The following is a 19,574-nucleotide window of genomic DNA, read 5'->3' as shown; positions in this document are numbered from 1 at the left end:
CTGGCCAGCGTGACTTCGGGCGAAAGCGAGGCACGAACGATTGTCCCGGCGGCGCTTCCATGGTTTAATACGAATCATTCTTGTTTTTAACAGACTTTATAAATGCCCGAGATCGAACCCCGCCGCGATGCAGCCGCTGACGCATCGGCCCCCGGAGCGACCACGCCGGCCGCGGACGACCGCTCCGCCTCGGCCGGCGCATTGAGCAGCAGTCTGTTGCTCGGGTCGCAGCGCGCCGTGACGATCGAGCACGATGGGACGCAATACGTGCTGCGCGCCACGCGCAACGGCAAGTTGATCCTCACCAAGTAGAACGCGCGGCCCGCTCGGGGCCAAATGCCGCCAGGAGAGCTAGACTATGTATGTGTGCGTGTGCAACGCGGTCACCGAACGCCAGATCCGGAAGGCCATGGACGAGGGCGTCCGTACGCTGCGCGAACTGCGGCAGACACTCGGCGTGGCCGCCGATTGTGGTCGCTGCGCGCGCTGCGCCCATGACTGCCTGCGCACGGACGCGCACAAGGCAAGGTCGGCGGGACTCGCGCTGAGACCAGCTGACATGCTGCCCACCTACCCACTCGCCCTGGAGGCAACATGAAAGGCGACAAGAAGGTCATCCAGTTCCTCAACAAGCAGCTGACCATCGAGCTCACCGCGATCAACCAGTACTTCCTGCATGCGCGCATGTACAAGAACTGGGGTTTCGACCGGCTGGGCAAGCATGAGTACGACGAGTCGATCGAGGAGATGAAGCATGCCGACATGCTGATCGAGCGCGTGCTCTTTCTCGAAGGCCTGCCCAACCTGCAGAACCTCAACAAGCTGCTGATCGGCGAGAACGTGCCCGAGTGCATGCAGGGCGACCTGAAGCTCGAGCTGGCCGGGCGCGAGAATCTCGTCGAGGCGATCGCGTACTGCGAGTCCTGTAAGGACTACGTGTCTCGCGAGCTGTTCGAACACATCCTGGAAGACACCGAAGAGCACATCGACTACCTCGAAACCCAGCTCGCCTTGGTCGAGAGCGTCGGCCTTCAGAACTACCTGCAGTCCCAGATGGCGCACAGCGCGTCCTGACCCCAACCCATCGCTGCCTCCGCACCGATGCATTCAGCAGTCCAGGCTTTGCCGTCCCCCGCCACCCACGCTACGCCGCTGACCGAATCGCGTGACGCGTCGGATCCGGCCGCACGGATCGCGCCCGCGGCCGAGACACGCGCAGCCCGCGTACCTGCATTGAACTTTCAGGGGCCGCCCGCGCGCCGCCTGCTCCTTGCGACGCTGGTGGCCGGACTCCACCTTGGCGGCCTCGCCGTGCTCGCCCATCTCGGCATGAAGCAGATCAGCGCACCCGAGATCGTGCCCATCCAGGTTGCCCTCATCGAGGCCGAACCCGTCGCGCGCCCGACACCGCAGCCGCCCGCGCCCGAGCCCACGCCGCCCCAGCCTGCGTCCGAACCTGCTCCCGCGCCGCCGCTGCCCAGGCCCGAGCCACCGCCGCCCGAGGTACGTCGCCCCGATCCGCCGCCCCCACCCAAGCCGGTGCCGCGCAAACCCGCGCCGAAGCCGGTCGCCAAGCAGCCCACGCCGGTGACCGAATCCCCGACCGCGCTCAGCGCTGCGGCCGAGGCCGCGCCTGAGCCTGCCCCGGCCCCTGCCCCGGCGCCTGCACCCGCGCCGGCTCCTGCAGCTGCTGCGTCCGCCGCGGTCACGGCCGCGCGCTTCGATGCGGCCTATCTCAACAACCCGCGTCCGGCCTACCCGATGCTCTCCCGCCGCCTGCGCGAGGAAGGCCAGGTCATGCTGCGCGTGCTGGTGTCGCCCGAGGGCCAGCCGGCACGCATCGAGCTGCGCACCAGCTCCGGCTCGGAACGCCTCGACCGCGCCGCGCAGGACGCCGTCGCGCGCTGGCGCTTCGTGCCGGCAAGGCGCGGCGACCTCGCCGTCGAGGCCTGGGTGCTCGTTCCCATCGTCTTCAAACTCCAAGGAAACTGAACATGGACAGTTCGCAGGCCTTCGGCCTCGCCCATCTGTGGGCGCAATCCGACACCATCATCCGCAGCGTGGGCGTGGTCCTGCTGCTGATGTCGATCACGAGCTGGTATCTGATCCTGACCCGCGCGCTGCGCCAGATGCGCGCACGCCAGCACGGCGACGCGGTCGACGCCTTCTGGGCCGCGCCCGACCTCGACGCCGGCCTCAAGGCGCTGCAGACGCATGCGCCGGATTCGCCCTTCGAGGCGCTCGCCCAGCAGGGCGCGGCCGCCGCGCAGCATGTGCGCCGCCACACCCAGACCAACACCCTCGGCGGCAACCTCGACGCCGACGAGGTGATCACCCGCGCGCTGCGCAAGTCGATCGCGCTGTCGACCGCCGCCCTCGAGTCCGGGCTGACCGCGCTCGCCTCGATCGGCTCCACCGCCCCCTTCATCGGCCTGTTCGGCACCGTGTGGGGCATCTACCACGCCCTGGTGAACATCAGCGCCTCGGGCATGGCGACCCTCGACAAGGTCGCCGGCCCGGTGGGCGAGGCCCTGATCATGACCGCCTTCGGCCTGTTCGTGGCGATCCCCGCCGTGCTTGCCTACAACACGATCACGCGCGCCAACCGCCTCGAACTCTCCGAACTCGACGCCTTCGCCCACGACCTGCATGCCTGGTTCTCGACCGGTGCCCGGATCGCTCCCATGGCCGGCCGTCCGGGGCCGGTCGAGTCCGGGCTGCGGGTCGCCGCCAGCGCGCCGGTAAGCGGCCAGGGAGCCGCGTGATGGCTTTCGGCGGATTCAACCAGGGAGACACCCGGCCGCTGCAGAGCGAGATCAACATGGTGCCCTTGATCGACGTCATGCTCGTGCTGCTGATCGTGTTCATGATCACCGCGCCACTGCTCACGCACTCGGTCAAGATCGACCTGCCCCAGGCCTCGAGCAACCCCACCCAGGAGAAGCCGGAAACCGTGTCGGTGTCGATCGACGGCGAAGGCAAGGTGTTCTGGAACGACGAGGGCGTGGATACGGTGGCCCTGCCGGCGCGCCTCGCCGCCGCCGCCGCGCAGACGCCGCAGCCGGAGCTGCACCTGCGCGCCGACCGCAACACGCGCTACGAGGTCATCGCCGACGTGATGTCGCAGGCGCGTACGGCGGGAATCGAGAAGATGGGCTTCGTCACCGTCCCCGACCGGTAGAACGCTCAGCCCGCACGAAGAGGGCGCTGCCAGCACGCAGCGCCCTCTTCGTTTGCCGCGCGCCGCGCGCGCGCCGGGCCGCAGCCCGCGACGTCAGTCGTGGCGATTGCGCACGCGCACGATGACGTCGATCTCCTGCAGCACGGTGCCGTCCGGAAGACGCGGCGTGCCGACGACCTGCAGTTCGTCGTCGTCGAGGTCGCGTACCTCGCCGGTGTCCATGTTGTAGAGATGGAAGTGCGGCGAGGTCGTCGAGTCGTAGACGATGCGCTGCGGATCGACGAAGAGCTCGCGTACCAGCTTCTTCTCGGAGAACAGGCGCAAGGTGTTGTACACCGTGGCGCGCGAAACGTCGGGCGCGAGTTCGCGCACGTTCGCCCAGATCTGGTCGGCCGACAGGTGCACCGGCGCCGAGAACAGGACGCGGGCGATCTCGATGCGCTGGTGGGTGACGGGCACGCCGGCGCTGCGCAGGCAGGCGATGGCGTCGGCGGAGGTGTATTCGTTCATGGCAGTCGGCGCAGTGATGAGGGCGTTGAGTTCGACCCGACCGGGTCTCCTCAACCGGTATGGATTAGATGTCATCCAGAACCGCCCCGCATTGATTACCGTCAATCCCCTCACAAGCTGATGGAACGTAGCCGCCCGCCTGCAGTCTGTCGTGCGTCCACCGCCGCGGCGGACCCTGCATTCCGATACAAGCTCGGCGCGCCGCAGCCGCTATGCTCTCGCTGAATGAACATGCCGGCATCGCCGACGCCCTCCCTTCGCCAGATCCATGACAAACGAGACTCCTTCCCGCAAACAGCCGCGCCCGCGCTGGCCCCGGCGCGCGCTGCTCATCCTGGTTCCGCTGCTGCTCGCCGGCGGCTGGTATGCCTGGCCGCAATTGTTCGGCAAGCAGGATGCGCTCGCGGCCTACCAGTTCGCCACGGTCGAGCGAGGCGACATCGAGGACGTGGTCACCGCCACCGGCACCCTGCAGCCGCGCGACTATGTCGACGTGGGCGCACAGGTGTCGGGCCAGCTCAAGGAGATCCATGTCGAGGTCGGCGACACGGTCAAGGAGGGCGAGCTGCTCGCCCAGATCGACCCCACGGTCTATCGCGCGCGGGTCGATGCTTCGCGCGCGCAGCTGCGCAATCTGCGCGCCCAGCTCAAGGATCGCGAGGCGCAGCTCACCCTCGCGCAGATCCAGCTCCGCCGCCAGCGCGCGCTGATGGCCGAAGACGCCACCACGCGCGAGAGCCTGCAGACTGCCGAAGCCTCGGCACAGTCGGCCGACGCCCAGCTCGAGGCGCTGCGCGCGCAGATCGAGCAGATCGAATCCACCCTGCGCGCCGACGAGGCCAACCTGCAGTACGCGCGCATCCTGTCGCCGATGGCCGGCACCGTGGTCTCGATCACCGCGCGCCAGGGCCAGACGCTCAACACCAACCAGCAGGCGCCGGTGGTGATGCGCATCGCCGACCTGTCGACGATGACGGTGCAGACCCAGGTGTCGGAGGCGGACGTCAGCCGGCTCAGGCTCGGCATGGAGGCCTACTTCACCACCCTGGGCGGCGGCGGCAAGCGCTGGCAGGGCACGCTGGAGAAGATCGAACCCACCCCCACGGTGACCAACAACGTCGTGCTCTACAACGCGCTGTTCGACGTCCCCAACCCCGACGGCCGGCTGATGACGCAGATGACCGCGCAGGTCTTCTTCATCGTCTCGCAGGCGAAGGACGTGCTGCTGGTGCCGATGGCGGCGCTGACCCAGGGCGCGCCGCGGGCGCCGCGCTCGGGTGCGGCGCATCCGTCCTCCGCGGCGGCAGGCGGGGGCGGAGGTGGCGTGCGCGGGATGGGCGAGGGCCGGGGCGGCGGCGCCCCGGCGGCCGACAGCACGCGTCGAGGCAGCGTCAGGGTCGATGACGGTCGCGGCGGTCTCGAAGCGCGCACGGTCGAGCTCGGCGTGTCCAACCGCGTCCAGGCCCAGGTGCTGTCGGGGCTCGCCGAGGGCGAGCGCGTGGTCGCCGGCCTGAACGTCGGCACAGGCGGCAACCGCCCCAGGATGAGCCCCAGGCTATGAAGATCGACCGGCTGCCCTCGCCCTTCGACCACGCCGGCGGCGGCGCCGCGGCGTCCGCAACGGACACCCGGACCGCGCGCGCGACCACGCCGCTGATCGCGCTCTCGGGCATCACGCGCAGCTTCGTGACCGGCGAGCTCGAGACCCGGGTGCTGCACGGCATCGACCTCGAGATCCACGCCGGCGAGTTCGTCGCCATCATGGGTGCATCGGGCTCGGGCAAGTCGACGCTGATGAACATCCTCGGCTGCCTCGACCGTCCGAGCAGCGGCACCTACCGCTTCATGGGCGCGGACGTGGCCGAGTTCGATCGCGACGCGCTCGCCCGTCTGCGCCGCGAGGCCTTCGGCTTCGTGTTCCAGAGCTACAACCTGATCGGCGGCGCCACCGCGCGCGACAACGTCGAAGTGCCCGCGGTGTACTCGGGCATGCCGCGTCACGAGCGCCACGCGCGCGCCGAAGCGCTGCTCGGTCGGCTGGGCCTCGGCGAGCGCGTTCACCACCGCCCCAGCCAGCTCTCCGGCGGCCAGCAGCAGCGGGTGTCGATCGCGCGCGCGCTGATGAACGGCGGGCGCATCATCTTCGCCGACGAACCCACCGGCGCACTCGACAGCAGGAGTGGCGCCGAGGTCATGAAGCTGCTGCACGAACTCTCGGACGCCGGCCACACCATCGTGCTGATCACCCACGAGCGCGAGGTCGCCGAGCAGGCGCAGCGCATCATCGAGGTGCGCGACGGCCGCATCGTGTCGGACCCCGGCCCGCGACCGCCGCCGGGTCCGGAGCCCGACTTCGCCCCCCACGTCGATCGCACCTCATCGCTCTCGGACGTCATCGAGGCCACCCGCACCGCGCTGCGCGCGCTGCGCGCCAACCTATTCCGCGCCATCCTCACCCTGCTCGGCATCGTCATCGGCGTGGCCTCGGTGATCGCGATGCTGGCGATCGGCGACGGCGCCAAGCAGAAGGTGATCGACCAGGTCAGCGCGATGGGCACCAACCTGCTCACCGTGCGCCCGGGCGCGCCCAACACGCGCGGCCGCGACGCCCCCGCCACCCTGGTGGTCGAGGACGTGCAGGCGATCGCCGGCCTGCCCAACGTGCTCGCCTCGGTGCCCGAACAGGGCGGCACGATCACCGTGCGCGCCGGCAACACCGACCATCGGACCAGCGTCAATGGCACCTCGGCCGACTACGTCCTCGCGCGCAACTGGCCGACCGCCAGCGGCACCTTCTTCAGTGCCGAGGACGAGGCGCGCTACGCCACCGTCGCCGTGCTCGGCCAGACCGTCGCCAACGCGCTCTTCCCCGCCGGCGGTGCGGTCGGCGAGTTCATCCTGGTGAACAACATCCCCTTCCAGGTCACCGGCGTGATGACGCCCAAGGGCGCCACGCCCTGGGGCCAGGACCAGGACGACATCGTCTTCGTGCCCTTCACCACCGGCAGCCTGCGCCTCACCGGGCAGCGCTTCCTGCGCAACGTCACGGTGGCGGTCGAGGACGTCGCGCAGATCGACGACACCCAGGCCGCTGTGCACGCGCTGCTGCTCGCCCGCCACGGCGTCGAGGACTTCCAGATCCGCAACATGGCCTCGGTGATCGACACCGTGTCCGAGACGCAGAACACGCTCACCGTGCTGCTCGGCACGGTGGCGGCGATCTCGCTGCTGGTGGGTGGCATCGGGGTCATGAACATCATGCTGGTGTCGGTGACCGAGCGCACGCGCGAGATCGGCATCCGCATGGCGACCGGCGCGCGTACCCGGAACATCCTGCAGCAGTTCCTGATCGAGGCCCTGGTGGTGTCGGCGGTGGGCGGGCTGATCGGGGTCGCAGTCGGGCTGGGCAGCGCGGCGATCATCGCGGCCTTCGGCACCGCGGTGCAGTACTCGCTGACCCCGGTGGTGCTCGCCTTCAGCTGCGCCTTCCTCACCGGCCTGGTCTTCGGCTACCTGCCCGCACGCAAGGCCGCCCGCCTCGACCCGGTGGTCGCCCTCGCTTCGGAATAGGCTTGTACATGCACACGCAATCGACCACACCCGAGCCTGCCATCATGAAACGCACAGCCTCCATGGACGAGGATCGCGGCCTGCTCACCCGATCCCTGCCGCGTACCCGCCTGCTCCCCGGCGTGCTGCTCCTCGCCTTCACTGCCGGCTGCGCGCTCACCGAGCCGATCGCCCGCCCCGAACTCGACCTGCCCACGCAGTGGGCCGAAGCCGGCGCTGCGGTCGCTGCGGCCGCTCCGGTCCACGACACCTGGTGGCGGGACTTCGGCTCGGCACCGCTCGACGCCCTCGTCGCCGAGGCGCTCGCCACCGCACCGGACCTGCGCATCCAGGCCGAGCGCGTGGTGCAAGCAGAACTTGCGCTGCGTCAGGCCGGCGCGTCCCTGTTCCCGGCGCTCGACCTCAGCGCCGGCAGCGGTGCACGCAAGGTCGACGGCAACGAGACGAACACCACCAGCCTCAACCTCGGCGCCAGCTACGAGCTCGACCTATGGGGCCGCATCGCCGCCGGCGTCGATGCCAGCCGCGCCAACCTGGCTGCCACCCGCTTCGACTACGACGCCGCGCGCCTGTCGATCAGCGCCAGCGTTGCCACCACCTGGTTCCAGACCCTCGCCCTGCAGGAGCGCCTCGCCATCGCGCGCGAGAACCTGGCCATCGCCGAGCGCGTGCTGCGCGTGGTGCAGGCGCGCTACGACAACGGCGCCGCCTCGGCGCTCGAGCTCAGCCAGCAGCGCAGCACCGTGCTCAACCAGCGCCAGGCGATCGCGCCGCTGGAGGTGCAGCTGCGCCAGACCCGCAGCGCCCTCGCCATCCTGCTCGGCCGCAACCCGCAGGCCGCTCCTGCGGACGACGTCCGCCTGGCGGCCGTGCAGGTGCCGACCGTCGACGCCGGCCTGCCGTCGGAGCTGCTGCTACGCCGCCCCGACCTCGCCGCCAGCGAATCCGCGCTCGCCGCCGCAGCCGCCAACATCGCCGCCGCACGCGCCGCCCTGCTGCCCGGCATCAGCCTGTCGGCCGGCGCCGGCGTGGGCAGCGCCGCCCTGCTGTCGCTGGCCGACACCACGCGCACGCTGTCGATCTCGGCCAGCCTGCTGCAGAAGATCTTCGACGGCGGCCGGCTGCGCGCCGAGCTCGACATCCAGCGCTCGCGCCAGCGCGAGCTGGTGGAGACCCACCGCCGCGCCATCCTCGTGGCGCTCAAGGAGGTCGAGGACGCCCTTGCCGACAGCGCGCGCGACGCCCGCCAGGAAGAGGCCCAGCGCGAGATCCTCGCCGAAGCTCAGCGCAGCCTGCGTCTGGCCGAGCTGCGCTACCGCGAAGGCGCCGACAGCCTGCTCGCGGTGCTCGACGCCCAGCGCGCGCTGTTCTCCGCCCAGGACCAGCTCGCCCAGCTGCGCCTGGCGCGGTTGACGGATGCGGTGGCGCTTTACAAGGCGCTGGGGGGCGGGTGGTCGGCCACAACTCCGCGCGGCTGACTCGGGCGGCCGCGCGCAGGCACCGTCCGATCAGGAGGCCATCCTCAAGCAGCAACGATTCGTTATTAAGAATAATTCGCACTACGATTGACATTGGCTACCTCCTCCCCGACAATGCGCGCCATCTGCAACAGCAGGTAACAAGCGCGGACGTCGTCGGCTCGCCGGGACGTCCGCACACAGGGAAGTAGCAAGCCACTCCGCCACGACGGATCAGCCAGCCAAGCAGCCCGACACGCTTCGCCGGAGATCCGTTCACGGTCTGCGCATGGCACGCACGCTCGGTCCATACCATGGACTCGTCGATGCGCCCGCCCCGGACCGCAGCAGGCGCGCTGCATCGCGCGTGTTCGACACGCCTCCGCCAAGCCGGGCTGATCACCTCAAGACAACATGGAACACGTGATCAGGAAATCCGATGCCCTCGAAGAACCCGCATGACACGCAGCCTGCCTCGCTGCGCCGGCGCCCCGCCACCGCAGCCGCAGCGCTCGGACTGTCCGCCGCAATCCTGGTGCCGATGGCCGCCGTCGCCCAGGAGCAGAAGCCGGCCGCCGAATCCACCCTGCAGACGGTCAACGTGATCGACACCGCGCTGGAAGCCAACCCGAACGCCGAACCCGGCGTGCCCTACAAGGCGAAGTACTCGGGTGACGAGCGCCACAAGCGCGCGCTCGCGGAAACCGCGCAGAACATCCAGGTGCTGACCAAGGCGCAGATCGAGGACTCGGGCTACACCGACCTGCGCGAGATCCTCGACGCCCAGCCCGGCATCACGCTGGGTACCGGCGAGAACGGCAACGCCTTCGGCGACCGCTACGTCATCCGCGGCCAGGAAGCGCGCAGCGACGTCTTCGTGGACGGCTTGCGCGACCCCGGCATGACCATCCGCGAGAGCTTCGCCACCGAGCAGGTCGAGATCTCCAAGGGCCCGAACTCCAGCTTCGCCGGCCGCGGCACCTCGGGCGGCGCGGTCAATTCGGTGACCAAGCAGGCCACCACCGCCTACGACTACACCCGCCTGTCCACCGGCTTCGGCACCGACCGCCACACCCGCCTGACGCTCGACACCAACAAGGTCGTCAATCCAGACCTCGCCGTGCGCGCCAACCTGCTCTACGGCTACGAGGAAGTGCCCGATCGCGGCCCGACGGACCGCGAGCGCAAGGGTGTCGCGCTGTCGACCTTGTGGACCCCGACCGACAAGCTCGACCTCACGCTCGACTACTACGGCCTGCGCGCCGACGACAAGCCGGACATGGGCGGCTTCCTCGTCGGCACCCTCCCCGACCGCAAGCCGGCTAAGGACGTGCCGGTCTATGCCCAGGCGCAGGACTTCCTGAGTTCCGATGTCGACACCTTCACCGCACGCCTGCGCTATCAGTTCGACCAGGACACGCGCATCACCAACCTGACCCGTTTCGGCCAGACCGACAACGGCTACGTCGTCACCGGTGCGCGCGCCAACGTGTTCGCCGCGAGCGACCCGCGTGCGGGCGCGCAGACGATCAGCCTCAGCACCCATCAGGGCTGGCAGGAGGTCGAGTACTTCGTCAACCAGACGAACCTGCATCTCGATCGTGAAATCGGCGGGCTCAAGCATGAGCTCATCTTCGGCCTCGAGTACTCCGACCATAGCGTCCTCAACGGTGTCTACGACGTCACCAACTCGGGCGCAAACTGCCTGGTTCCAGGCCGGGGTGGGGTCTCGTCGAGTTGGTGCATCACGGATGGGAGCGGGGCTCTGCTCAACGGCATCGCCACGATCATGAACCGCAATGTCGCCAAGGGCCGGTGGGACAGCGACTGGAACGTCAAGACCGTCTCGCTCTCAGTCATGGACACCGTCGACCTGACCGACAAATGGACCGCCTTTGCCGGCGTACGCTGGGATCGCTTCGACTACGACCTCGGCACGCAGAACACCACGACCCTCGCCCGCACCGACTACAGCACCTCCGACAGCCTGTGGAACGGCCACGTCGGCCTGACCTACAAGTTCCGCCCCGACGCCAACGTGTATGCGAGCTACTCGACCGCGAGCGACGTAAACGGGGGCGAGTCGGACGTCGGCACCAATGCCGGCTATGGCGGCTTCATCCCGGGTTCTGCGAAGCCGGAAAAGACCGAGCTGCTCGAACTTGGCACGAAGTGGAACCTGATGGGCGAGAAGCTGCTGGCGACCGCCGCGGTGTTCCAGATCACCAAGTCCGACGTGATGGAAGGCAACGGCTATGACGCCACGGGTACCTTCAACTCGAGCAAGAACCGCGTGCGCGGTATCGAGCTCGGCCTGACGGGGCTGATCACCGAGAAGCTGACCGCACAGGCTGGCGTGGCGATCATGGGTGCGGAAGTGCTCGAATCGGCCACCCCGGAAAAGGTCGGCAAGACGCTCAGCAACTTCGCTGACAAGAGCGCCTTCGTACAACTCAAGTATCAGGCGACGGATGCGTTCTCGTTCGGCGGCGCAGTCAAGTACGAAAGCGAGAAGTACGCGGGGCAACCCGACACCGCGGCGGGCTTCGACGCAACGACCGGGGAGTACAACAACCCGATCCCCGCCTACACCGCACTGGACCTGTTCGCCAACTACCGCATCAACAAGAACATGGACGTGCGCCTGAACGTGGGCAACGTGACCGACAAGGACTACTACACGGCCGCGTATCAGTCGGGTTCGTTCCTGTACAAGGGTGACGCACGCAACGCCCGCGTGACCCTCAACTATGACTTCTGAGTCCTAGCGACCGTCCCCGGCGGGTCGCGCATGACGCGCGGCCCGCTCTTTCTCATCCACAACAGACTTTCCTGGCGGGCCGTGCTCGCGGCGCATCGACAACGCCCGGACACCCAACGGTCCGGCGACCGCACCCTCCAGGCCACGGATCCGCCCATGAATGCCCGACCGAACCCTCGACTCGTCTCCACGTCCTCCCGCCTCTCACGCCGCCAAGCCCTCCAGGCCCTGGCGGCCGGCATGGCTGGCGCGGCCTTGCCCCGGCTTGCGCTCGCTACCCAAGGCGCGAACCGCGCGGTGGTCGGTGCCGCCTGGCGCGGCCCGCGTGCAGGCGACCCCAATTTCGCCGGCACCCTGGTCGCCGACTGGGAGGCGCGCAAGCTCGCCTTCGGCTACACGGTCCCGCTGCCGAGCCGCCCCCATGGCCTGATGGCAGAGCCGGGCGGCGGGCTGCTGGTGTGCAGCGCCCGTCCCGGCACCTGGCTGCTGCGCAGCGACGGGCAGGGCAGGCTGACGCAGCAGATCGACGTCCAGGACGAAGGCGACTGCCGCCTCGGCGGCCACGTCATCGCCTCGGCCGACGGCGAATTGCTCTATACGACCGAAACCGACTTCGCCAGCGGCAAGGGCAAGATCGGCGTCCGCGACCGCCGCACGCTGCGCAAGATCGCCGAGTGGGACACCCACGGCCTCGACCCGCACCAGCTCCTGCTCGACGGCCAGGGCCAGCTCTTCGTCGCCAACGGGGGAATCCCGCGCACCCTGGCCGACCGCAAGGTCGACATCCACCGCATGGATGCCTCTCTGGTGCGGATTGACACCACCAACGGAAAGCTCCTCGGCAAGTGGAAAGTGGCCGATCCGCGCCTGAGCCTTCGCCACATGGCCTGGAGCCGCCCGCCGCAGGAAGAAGGCGCACTGCTCGGCATCGCCATGCAGGCCGAGCACGACCTCGAGGCCGACCGCCGGCGTGCGCCGATCCTTGCGGTTTTCGACGGCGAGGACCTGAGCATTCCCACCCGCGAGAACGATGGCATCGGCTACGCCGGCGACATCGCGCCCGCGCTCCACGACGGCTTTGCACTGTCCAGCCACCAGGCCGACGTCGCCAACCTCTGGCATCCGGGCCTGCCGGACAGGATGCGCCCGATCATCCAGTTGAAGGCGCCCTATGCGCTCACCGGCTGGCACGGCCCCGCGGACGGTGGCGGCATCCTGGTGGCCACGGCATATGGCCTCGGTCACTGGCATCCGAGCGCCCCGCCGAACCTGCTCGCCTGGCCCGAGCCGATGGCGCTCGACAATCACTGGATCCTGATCGAGGAGGCGTGACCCCCGGCCCTGGCGAGCGCCCGTGCGCAGCCGGTCGAGCCCCCGCCGGGTGCTCGCAGAATCTCCACGGCTCTTGAGCTAGATCAGCGAATCACCTAATGCGACCCATTATCATTCACAGAACACTTTGACGCCTGGACTCCCGCCTCCCATGGACTGCGCATCTTCGCTCGCCCCTTCCACCGCGCTGCGCACCCTGGCGCTCGTCGGCCACCCCAACGTCGGCAAGTCGGTGCTGTTCCACCGCCTCACAGGCACCTACGTCACGGTGTCGAATTACCCCGGCACCACGGTCGAGGTCTCGCGCGCCACGCCGCGCTTCGACCGCGAGGCCTCGCTGCTCGACACCCCGGGCGTGCTCGCCCTGCCCGCACGCAGCGACGACGAGCGCGCCACCGTACGCGCGCTGCTCAATGAGGACATGCGTACGCTGATCCAGGTCGGAGATGCCAAGAACCTGCGCCGCACGCTCAACCTCACCGCGCTGCTCGCCGAGCTCGGGGTGCCGGTGGTGATGGCGCTCAACATGACCGACGAGGCCAAGGCGCGCGGGGTGACGATAGACGCGGCGGCGCTGGCCGAGGCGCTCGGCGTGCCGGTGGTGGCCACGGTGGCGACCGGCGGCGAAGGCGTCGGCGCGCTCACCGATGCCCTGGCGCGCGCCGCGGTACCGGCGCCGCTGCTGCGCTACGACCCGGTACTCGAGCGCGACATCGCCCGCCTGGAAGCGCTCATCCGCAGCGACTGCCCGCATCCGCGCCTGGCCGCCCGCGGGCTGGCGATCCTGGCCATCGGCCGCGACCCCGAGATCGAGGCCTGGCTCGCCGCGCAGGCCAACAGCCAGCACGTGCGCGCCGTGCTCGCCGAACTCACCGCCGCCAGCGGACGCGATTCGCTCCCCGCCCGCCTCGCGCGCGAACGCGGCGGCGCCGCCGAGGCGCTCGCGCGCACGGTGACCGAGCAGGCCGCCGGCAAGGACAGGACGCTGTCGATGCTGCTCGGCCGGGTGGCGGTGCACCGGATGTGGGGCTGGCCGATGCTGCTCGGCGTGCTGTATCTGGTCTATCTCTTCGTCGGCGACTTCGGCGCCAGCACGCTGGTCGGCTTGCTGGAAGAGGACTTCTTCGGCGAGGTCCTGAACCCGGCGGTCACCGGGTTCGTGCGCGCCCACATCGCCACCCCCTGGCTGGCCGATCTGATCGTCGGCGAGTACGGCCTGTGGACCATGGGCATGACCTATGCGCTGGCGCTGATCCTGCCCATCGTCACCACCTTCTTCCTGGCCTTCGGCATCCTCGAGGACTCGGGCTACTTCTCGCGTCTGTCGGTGATCGCCAACCGCCTGTTCGCCGCCATCGGCCTCAACGGCCGCGCGGTGCTGCCGATGGTGCTCGGCCTGGGCTGCGTGACCATGGCCACGCTCACCACCCGCATCCTGCACACGCCGCGCGAGCGCCTGATCACCATCTACCTGATGGCGCTGGCGATCCCGTGCTCGGCGCAGCTCGGCGTGGTGCTCGGTCTCCTCGGCGGCATCTCCTTCGCGGCCACGCTGATCTGGGTCGCGGCGATCGTCGGCGTGCTGCTGTTCACCGGCTGGCTGGCAAGCAAGGTGGTGCCTGGCAAGCGTGTGCCGCTGGTCACCGAGTTGCCGCCGATGCGCATGCCGGTGCTCGGCAACGTGCTGAAGAAGACGGGCGGACGCCTGAAGTGGTACCTGATCGAGGTCATCCCGCTGTTCCTGATCGGCACCCTGATCATGTTCGTGCTCGACCGCAGCGGCGCGCTGCCGTGGATCATCGAGGCCGGCAAGCCGCTGGTGGTGGACTGGCTCGGCCTGCCGCCGGAGGCGAGCGCCGCCTTCGTGATGGGCTTCCTGCGCCGCGACTTCGGCGCCAGCGGCCTGTTCGCGCTACAGAGCGAGCTGTCGATGGTGCAGGCGGTGGTGGGCATGGTTACCATCACCCTCTTCGTGCCCTGCATCGCCAGCCTGATGATGATCGTGAAGGAACAGGGCATGCGGGTTGCCGCGCTCATGCTGGCGATGATCATCCCCACCGCCTTCCTCGTCGGCGGCCTGCTCAACCACGGCCTGCGGCTGTTCTTCTGAAGGAGCCCGCACTCATGAACGCGACCCACGCCCAGCCGCACGAACGCATCCGCCTCACCGGCACGCCGGTGGGCCGCATGGTGCGCATCACCGACTTCGGCGACGCGATCGACGCGCTGCAGCGCGAGCAGCTCCACGCCTATGGCCTGTCGGCCGCGCACGCGGTGAAGGTGCTGCAGCAGACCCCGATGACGGTGCTGCTGTGCGAGCACGTCGAGCTCGCCATCGAGCATGCGGTGGCCCGCCACATCTGGGCGGAACCGGCCTGAGTCGGAGACGCGGCGCGCGCAGGCTGCCGTGTGGGAGCGGGCTTGCCCGCGAAGGTCGCGGCGTCCGGTGCCCCGTTCGCGGGCAAGCCCGCTCCCACAGGTGTTGTGCCCACAGGTGTTGCTCGCACAGGCGGTTGCTCCTACCGGCGGTTGCGTCCGCAACCTCCGCCTCAGCTCCAGCTGACGGTGGCCGCGAGCAGATAGCCCGCGCCATACACCGTCTTGATGAACTTGCCGCTGTGCCCGCCCTGCTCGAAGCGCTTGCGCAGGCGCGACACGCGCAGGTCGATGCTGCGGTCGAGCGCGCACACGTCGCGCCCGGCGAGCAGTTGCTCGCGCGACAGGATCTGGTTGGGGCGCTCGAGGAAGGCGATCAGCAACTGCGACTCCGCCAGGCTGAGCGTGTCCTCCACCCCCTCGGGCGACACCAGGCGATGGGTGCCGCGCTCGAAGCACCAGCCCGCGAAGTGGGCGACGGCGGGCGACTGCGCGTCCACGGCGGGCTCGGGCTGGTAGCGGCGCAGGATGCTGCGCACGCGGGCGATCAGCTCGCGCGGCTCGAAGGGCTTGACCACGTAGTCGTCGGCGCCGAGCTCCAGCCCCATCACGCGGTCGTGGGTGTCGTCGCGGCCGGTGGCGATGAGCAGGCCGAAGCGATAGCGGCTGCGCAACTGCTGCAGCACCTCCATGCCGTCCATGTCGGGCAGGCCGAGGTCGAGGATGGCCGCGTCGGGCACCTGCACGCGCAGCTGGCGCAGGAACTCGCCGCCGCTCGAGAACGCGGCATGACGGTAGCCGAAACGCTCGAGCGTGCCGGTGATCAGCCGCGACACCGCGGCATCGTCTTCGACGACGTGAATCAGCGCCTGGGGCTTGTCGCTCACAACCCTCTCTCCACGCAAGGGGTCCTGCCCGGCAACGCGCCGGACTTCAGGCGATCGCAGCGTGCAGCGCCGCGAGCAGGCACTCCTGGGTGAAGGGCTTGCCGAGCACCGGAATGGCGGCATCCTCGAGCCCGGCCTGCACCTTTTCGGCATAGCCGCTCATCAGCACGACCGGCAGTCCGGGCCGGAACCGGCGGACGAAGCGCGCCAGCGCCCGGCCGTCCATCCCGCCCGGCATCACGACATCCGACAGCACGAGCGCGATCGCCGGGATATTTTCGACCATGTCGGCCGCTTCGTGGCCACTTTCCGCCTCGAGCACCGCACAGCCGAGCGCGGACAGCTGCTTGCGCACCACGTCGCGAACCTTGTCATCGTCCTCCACCAGCAGCACGAGGCGGCCTTCGAGCGGACGTTCGGGCACGAGGGCCGCGCCGGACACTGCGGCGTCCGGCGCCGGCGGACTTGCCTCCGGTCCGGGCTCGCGCCCGCGCGGCGCCTGCGGCAGCAGCAGCGACACCGTCGTCCCCACCGCCTGCCGGCTGCGTATGCGCACGCCCCCGCCCGACTGCTTGATGAAGCCGTACACCATCGCCATGCCGAGCCCGCTGCCGAGGCCGAACTTCTTGGTGGTGAAGAAGGGCTCGAACACCCGCGTGAGCGTCGCGCTGTCCATCCCGGTGCCGTTGTCGGCCACTGCGATCTGCACGTAACAGCCGGGCGGCAGCTCGAGATCAGCCGCCGCCGCACCCTCGATGCATTCGAGCGAGCACTCGATGCGCAGCTCGCCGCCATTGGGCATCGCATCGCGCGCATTGAGAGCGAGGTTGAGGATGGCGCTCTCGAGCTGGTTGGGGTCGACCAGCGCGCGCAGGTCCACGTCGCGCGAGGCGGTGGAGATCGTGATCGTGCTCGGCAGCGAGCGCCGGATCATGCGCGCCATGTCGAGCACCAGCTCGTTCACCTCGACCACCACCGGCACGATCGGCTGCTGGCGCGAGAAGGCGAGCAGGCGGCGGATCAGGCCGGCGCCGCCCTCGGTGGCGGCGAGCGCGGGCTCGACGTATTCCGCCACCGCCGGATGCTCGCCGAGCGCCTCCACCAGCCCCTGCAGGTTGCCCATCACCACGGTCAGCATGTTGTTGAAGTCGTGCGCCAGCCCGCCGGTGAGCTGGCCGATGGCCTCCATCTTCTGCGCCTGGGCGAGCGCCCCCTGGGTGCGGCGCTGCTCGGTCACATCCACCGCATGGACGTAGCAACCGATGACCTCGCCATCGGGCCCGAAGTCGGGCACCAGGGTGCTCCGGGTGTACAGCGTCTCGCCGCCGGGCCCGGGCATGCTGTACTCGTAGCTGACCTCCTCGCCGGCGAGCGCGCGGCGCACCTTGTCCTCGACCTGGGCGAAGACATGCGGCCCGATCACCGCGAGGATCGGCTGGTCCTTCATGCCCTCGCTGGTGGTGCCGAACCATTGCGCGTAGCGCCGGTTGCCGTAGCGGAACACCCAATCGCAGTCGAAATACCCGATGTGCGCGGGAATGGTGTCGGTGATCTGGCGCAGCCGCAGTTCGCTGTGGCTCAGCGGTCCACGACCCGACGATGACTGATCCTCACTCATTTCCCTGCGCCGGCCTCCACTGCGAAAATCCCCCGCCCGCTGCGGGCGCAGGGAAACGGAACATTCTAGAGTCCGCACCCCGGGCGGCAAGGCCCGGACAAGATTGAGTACATTCCAACGCAATTGCAGACAAGATTTTTTGCCATTCTCCATACCCGACGGTATGGATGCCCGGCGCTGTACCCGGCCGTCCACCGCGCGTCGCTAACCTGTTGCAAAACCGGGAGTGGAGAAGGATGTCGAAAATCGCATACGAACAAGGTCTGGACAAGAATCCGGCCAACTATGTGCCGCTGTCGCCGCTGAGCTTCATCGAGCGCACCGCGATGGTTTACCCCACGCGCACCAGCGTCGTGCATGGCGCACGCAGCTACACCTGGCGCGAGACCTACGAACGTTGCCGCCGCCTGGCGAGCGCGCTGGTCGCCCACGGCGTCGGCAAGGGCGACACCGTCGCCGTCATGCTGCCCAACGTGCCGCCGATGTTCGAGGCCCACTTCGGCGTGCCGATGACCGGCGCCGTGCTCAACACGCTCAACACGCGCCTGGATGCCGAGGCCATCGCCTTCATGCTGCAGCATGGCGAAGCCAAGGTGCTGATCACCGACCCCGAGTTCGCCACCGTGATCCGTGCCGCGCTCGAGCTGCTCGAGGGCGACAAGCCGCTCGTCATCGACGCCCTCGACGACGAATACCCCGGCACCGATCGCGTCGGCACCCTGCTCTACGAAGACTTCATCGCCGCCGGCAACCCCGAGTTCAAGTGGAGCCTGCCCGCCGACGAGTGGGACGCGATCGCGCTCAATTACACCTCGGGCACCACCGGCAACCCGAAGGGCGTGGTCTACCACCATCGCGGCGCCTACCTCAACGCCGCCTCCAACGTCATCAGCTGGGGCATGCCGCAGCACTCGGTCTACCTGTGGACGCTGCCGATGTTCCACTGCAACGGCTGGTGCTTCCCGTGGACGATGGCGGCCAACGCCGGCGTCAACGTCTGCCTGCGCAAGGTCGACCCGGCGCTGATCTACGAGCTGATCCGCCGCCACAAGGTCAGCCACATGTGCGGCGCGCCGATCGTCTACGGCATGCTGATCAACGCCCCCGACGGCCTGCGCGCCGGCATCGAGCACAGCGTCGCCGGTCTCATCGCCGGTGCAGCGCCCCCGGCCGCCATCATCGAGGGCGCCGAGCGCATCGGCTTCGACATCACCCACGTCTATGGCCTGACCGAGACCTACGGCCCGGCCTCGGTGTGCGCCAAGCACCCCGAGTGGGACGCCCTGCCCATCGACCGTCGCGCCGAGCGCAACGGCCGCCAGGGCGTGCGCTACCACATGCAGGAAGCGATCACCGTGCTCGACCCGGTGACCATGGAGCCGGTGCCCGCCGACGGCGAGACCATGGGCGAGATCATGTTCCGCGGCAACCTGGTCATGAAGGGCTACCTGAAGAACGAGAAGGCCACCCAGGAAGCCTTCGCCGGCGGCTGGTTCCACACCGGCGACCTCGCGGTCATGCACCCGGACGGCTACGTCAAGATCAAGGACCGCTCCAAGGACGTGATCATCTCGGGCGGCGAGAACATCTCCTCGCTCGAGGTCGAAGAGGTGCTGTACCGCCACCCCGCGGTGATGACCGCCGCCGTGGTCGCCCGCCCGGACGAGAAGTGGGGCGAAGTGCCCGCCGCCTACATCGAGGTCAAGGAAGGCGCCGGCGTTACCGCCGCCGACATCATCGCCCACTGCCGCGAACACCTGGCGCGCTACAAGGTGCCCAAGCACATCGAGTTCTGCATCCTGCCCAAGACCTCCACCGGCAAGATCCAGAAGTTCGCCCTGCGCGAAATGGCCAAGTCCGCCTCGGCCATCGAGTAAGCAGA

17 protein-coding genes are annotated in these 19,574 nt (G+C 69.0%); 14 read left to right on the top strand and 3 right to left on the bottom strand.

Annotated features, from left to right (window positions below; all coding sequences use genetic code 11):
* The first annotated feature begins 102 nt into the window (after positions 1–102).
* The 6 genes from hemP to AAG895_RS04225 all read left to right on the top strand — a co-directional run bounded on the left by hemP (position 103) and on the right by AAG895_RS04225 (position 3,181).
* Positions 103–312 carry a hemin uptake protein HemP gene (gene hemP / locus AAG895_RS04250; protein ID WP_345794315.1) on the top strand — a complete coding sequence of 70 codons (210 nt, stop codon included), beginning with the start codon at positions 103–105 and terminating at the stop codon, positions 310–312.
* Between the two features lie 46 nt (positions 313–358).
* Positions 359–598, top strand: coding sequence for a (2Fe-2S)-binding protein (locus AAG895_RS04245; RefSeq protein WP_345794314.1), 240 nt, complete (start codon positions 359–361; stop codon positions 596–598).
* Positions 595–1,074, top strand: coding sequence for a bacterioferritin (gene bfr / locus AAG895_RS04240; RefSeq protein ID WP_345794313.1), 480 nt, complete (start codon positions 595–597; stop codon positions 1,072–1,074). The genes AAG895_RS04245 and bfr overlap by 4 nt, the downstream gene beginning before the upstream one ends.
* 159 nt (positions 1,075–1,233) lie before the next feature.
* Positions 1,234–1,992, top strand: a complete 759-nt coding sequence (locus AAG895_RS04235; protein WP_345794312.1) for an energy transducer TonB — start codon at positions 1,234–1,236, stop codon at positions 1,990–1,992.
* A 2-nt stretch (positions 1,993–1,994) separates the two neighbouring features.
* Entirely contained in the window at positions 1,995–2,765 is a 771-nt protein-coding gene (locus tag AAG895_RS04230; RefSeq protein ID WP_345794311.1) for a MotA/TolQ/ExbB proton channel family protein, read from the top strand.
* Positions 2,765–3,181, top strand: a complete 417-nt coding sequence (locus AAG895_RS04225) for a biopolymer transporter ExbD (RefSeq protein ID WP_345794310.1) — start codon at positions 2,765–2,767, stop codon at positions 3,179–3,181. Before AAG895_RS04230 ends, AAG895_RS04225 begins: the two co-directional genes overlap by 1 nt.
* A 93-nt stretch (positions 3,182–3,274) precedes the next feature.
* Here the strand turns inward: AAG895_RS04225 and AAG895_RS04220 are convergent, their stop codons facing one another.
* A complete protein-coding gene (locus tag AAG895_RS04220; RefSeq protein ID WP_345794309.1) occupies positions 3,275–3,691 on the bottom strand; it encodes a Fur family transcriptional regulator in 417 nt (138 codons plus the stop codon).
* Positions 3,692–3,959: 268 nt separating this feature from the next.
* Here AAG895_RS04220 and AAG895_RS04215 point away from each other — a divergent pair, with 268 nt between their 5' ends.
* The 7 genes from AAG895_RS04215 to AAG895_RS04185 all read left to right on the top strand — a co-directional run bounded on the left by AAG895_RS04215 (position 3,960) and on the right by AAG895_RS04185 (position 15,190).
* A complete protein-coding gene (locus AAG895_RS04215) occupies positions 3,960–5,252 on the top strand; it encodes an efflux RND transporter periplasmic adaptor subunit (protein WP_345794308.1) in 1,293 nt (430 codons plus the stop codon).
* Complete coding sequence (locus tag AAG895_RS04210; protein ID WP_345794307.1) at positions 5,249–7,261, top strand: MacB family efflux pump subunit; 2,013 nt, start codon at positions 5,249–5,251, stop codon at positions 7,259–7,261. Before AAG895_RS04215 ends, AAG895_RS04210 begins: the two co-directional genes overlap by 4 nt.
* A gap of 44 nt (positions 7,262–7,305) precedes the next feature.
* Positions 7,306–8,739, top strand: a complete 1,434-nt coding sequence (locus tag AAG895_RS04205) for an efflux transporter outer membrane subunit (protein ID WP_345794306.1) — start codon at positions 7,306–7,308, stop codon at positions 8,737–8,739.
* Between the two features lie 418 nt (positions 8,740–9,157).
* Positions 9,158–11,479, top strand: coding sequence for a TonB-dependent receptor (locus AAG895_RS04200; protein ID WP_345794305.1), 2,322 nt, complete (start codon positions 9,158–9,160; stop codon positions 11,477–11,479).
* A gap of 156 nt (positions 11,480–11,635) precedes the next feature.
* Positions 11,636–12,811: a DUF1513 domain-containing protein gene (locus tag AAG895_RS04195; RefSeq protein WP_345794304.1), complete on the top strand. Its 1,176-nt coding sequence runs from the start codon at positions 11,636–11,638 to the stop codon at positions 12,809–12,811.
* A 151-nt stretch (positions 12,812–12,962) separates the two neighbouring features.
* The gene (feoB, locus tag AAG895_RS04190; protein ID WP_345794303.1) at positions 12,963–14,921 is read left to right on the top strand and encodes a ferrous iron transport protein B; all 1,959 of its coding nucleotides are present in this window, start codon (positions 12,963–12,965) and stop codon (positions 14,919–14,921) included.
* Between the two features lie 14 nt (positions 14,922–14,935).
* Positions 14,936–15,190: a ferrous iron transport protein A gene (locus AAG895_RS04185; RefSeq protein ID WP_345794302.1), complete on the top strand. Its 255-nt coding sequence runs from the start codon at positions 14,936–14,938 to the stop codon at positions 15,188–15,190.
* Positions 15,191–15,360: 170 nt separating this feature from the next.
* Here the strand turns inward: AAG895_RS04185 and AAG895_RS04180 are convergent, their stop codons facing one another.
* Together AAG895_RS04180 and AAG895_RS04175 are read right to left on the bottom strand one after the other, a co-directional pair.
* Positions 15,361–16,074: a response regulator transcription factor gene (locus AAG895_RS04180; RefSeq protein ID WP_345794301.1), complete on the bottom strand. Its 714-nt coding sequence runs from the start codon at positions 16,072–16,074 to the stop codon at positions 15,361–15,363.
* Positions 16,075–16,120: 46 nt separating this feature from the next.
* The gene (locus AAG895_RS04175; RefSeq protein ID WP_345794300.1) at positions 16,121–17,692 is read right to left on the bottom strand and encodes an ATP-binding protein; all 1,572 of its coding nucleotides are present in this window, start codon (positions 17,690–17,692) and stop codon (positions 16,121–16,123) included.
* A gap of 236 nt (positions 17,693–17,928) precedes the next feature.
* On the opposite strand from AAG895_RS04175, the gene AAG895_RS04170 reads away from it, so the two are divergent.
* Positions 17,929–19,569 carry an acyl-CoA synthetase gene (locus AAG895_RS04170; protein ID WP_345794299.1) on the top strand — a complete coding sequence of 547 codons (1,641 nt, stop codon included), beginning with the start codon at positions 17,929–17,931 and terminating at the stop codon, positions 19,567–19,569.
* The last annotated feature ends 5 nt before the right edge of the window (positions 19,570–19,574 follow it).

The organism is Thauera sp. JM12B12, assembly GCF_039614725.1.
GTDB lineage: Bacteria > Pseudomonadota > Gammaproteobacteria > Burkholderiales > Rhodocyclaceae > Thauera.
This window is presented reverse-complemented; position numbering and strand designations above follow the sequence as displayed.

What these genes read in the sequence shown, in the direction of transcription:
- hemP (WP_345794315.1), top strand. Translation starts at nt 103, where the DNA reads ATGCCCGAGATCGAACCCCGCCGCGATGCAGCCGCTGACGCATCGGCC.
- AAG895_RS04245 (WP_345794314.1), top strand. Translation starts at nt 359, where the DNA reads ATGTATGTGTGCGTGTGCAACGCGGTCACCGAACGCCAGATCCGGAAG.
- bfr (WP_345794313.1), top strand. Translation starts at nt 595, where the DNA reads ATGAAAGGCGACAAGAAGGTCATCCAGTTCCTCAACAAGCAGCTGACC.
- AAG895_RS04230 (WP_345794311.1), top strand. Translation starts at nt 1,995, where the DNA reads ATGGACAGTTCGCAGGCCTTCGGCCTCGCCCATCTGTGGGCGCAATCC.
- AAG895_RS04225 (WP_345794310.1), top strand. Translation starts at nt 2,765, where the DNA reads ATGGCTTTCGGCGGATTCAACCAGGGAGACACCCGGCCGCTGCAGAGC.
- AAG895_RS04220 (WP_345794309.1), bottom strand. Translation starts at nt 3,691, where the DNA reads ATGAACGAATACACCTCCGCCGACGCCATCGCCTGCCTGCGCAGCGCC.
- AAG895_RS04215 (WP_345794308.1), top strand. Translation starts at nt 3,960, where the DNA reads ATGACAAACGAGACTCCTTCCCGCAAACAGCCGCGCCCGCGCTGGCCC.
- AAG895_RS04210 (WP_345794307.1), top strand. Translation starts at nt 5,249, where the DNA reads ATGAAGATCGACCGGCTGCCCTCGCCCTTCGACCACGCCGGCGGCGGC.
- AAG895_RS04205 (WP_345794306.1), top strand. Translation starts at nt 7,306, where the DNA reads ATGAAACGCACAGCCTCCATGGACGAGGATCGCGGCCTGCTCACCCGA.
- AAG895_RS04200 (WP_345794305.1), top strand. Translation starts at nt 9,158, where the DNA reads ATGCCCTCGAAGAACCCGCATGACACGCAGCCTGCCTCGCTGCGCCGG.
- AAG895_RS04195 (WP_345794304.1), top strand. Translation starts at nt 11,636, where the DNA reads ATGAATGCCCGACCGAACCCTCGACTCGTCTCCACGTCCTCCCGCCTC.
- feoB (WP_345794303.1), top strand. Translation starts at nt 12,963, where the DNA reads ATGGACTGCGCATCTTCGCTCGCCCCTTCCACCGCGCTGCGCACCCTG.
- AAG895_RS04185 (WP_345794302.1), top strand. Translation starts at nt 14,936, where the DNA reads ATGAACGCGACCCACGCCCAGCCGCACGAACGCATCCGCCTCACCGGC.
- AAG895_RS04175 (WP_345794300.1), bottom strand. Translation starts at nt 17,692, where the DNA reads ATGAGTGAGGATCAGTCATCGTCGGGTCGTGGACCGCTGAGCCACAGC.
- AAG895_RS04170 (WP_345794299.1), top strand. Translation starts at nt 17,929, where the DNA reads ATGTCGAAAATCGCATACGAACAAGGTCTGGACAAGAATCCGGCCAAC.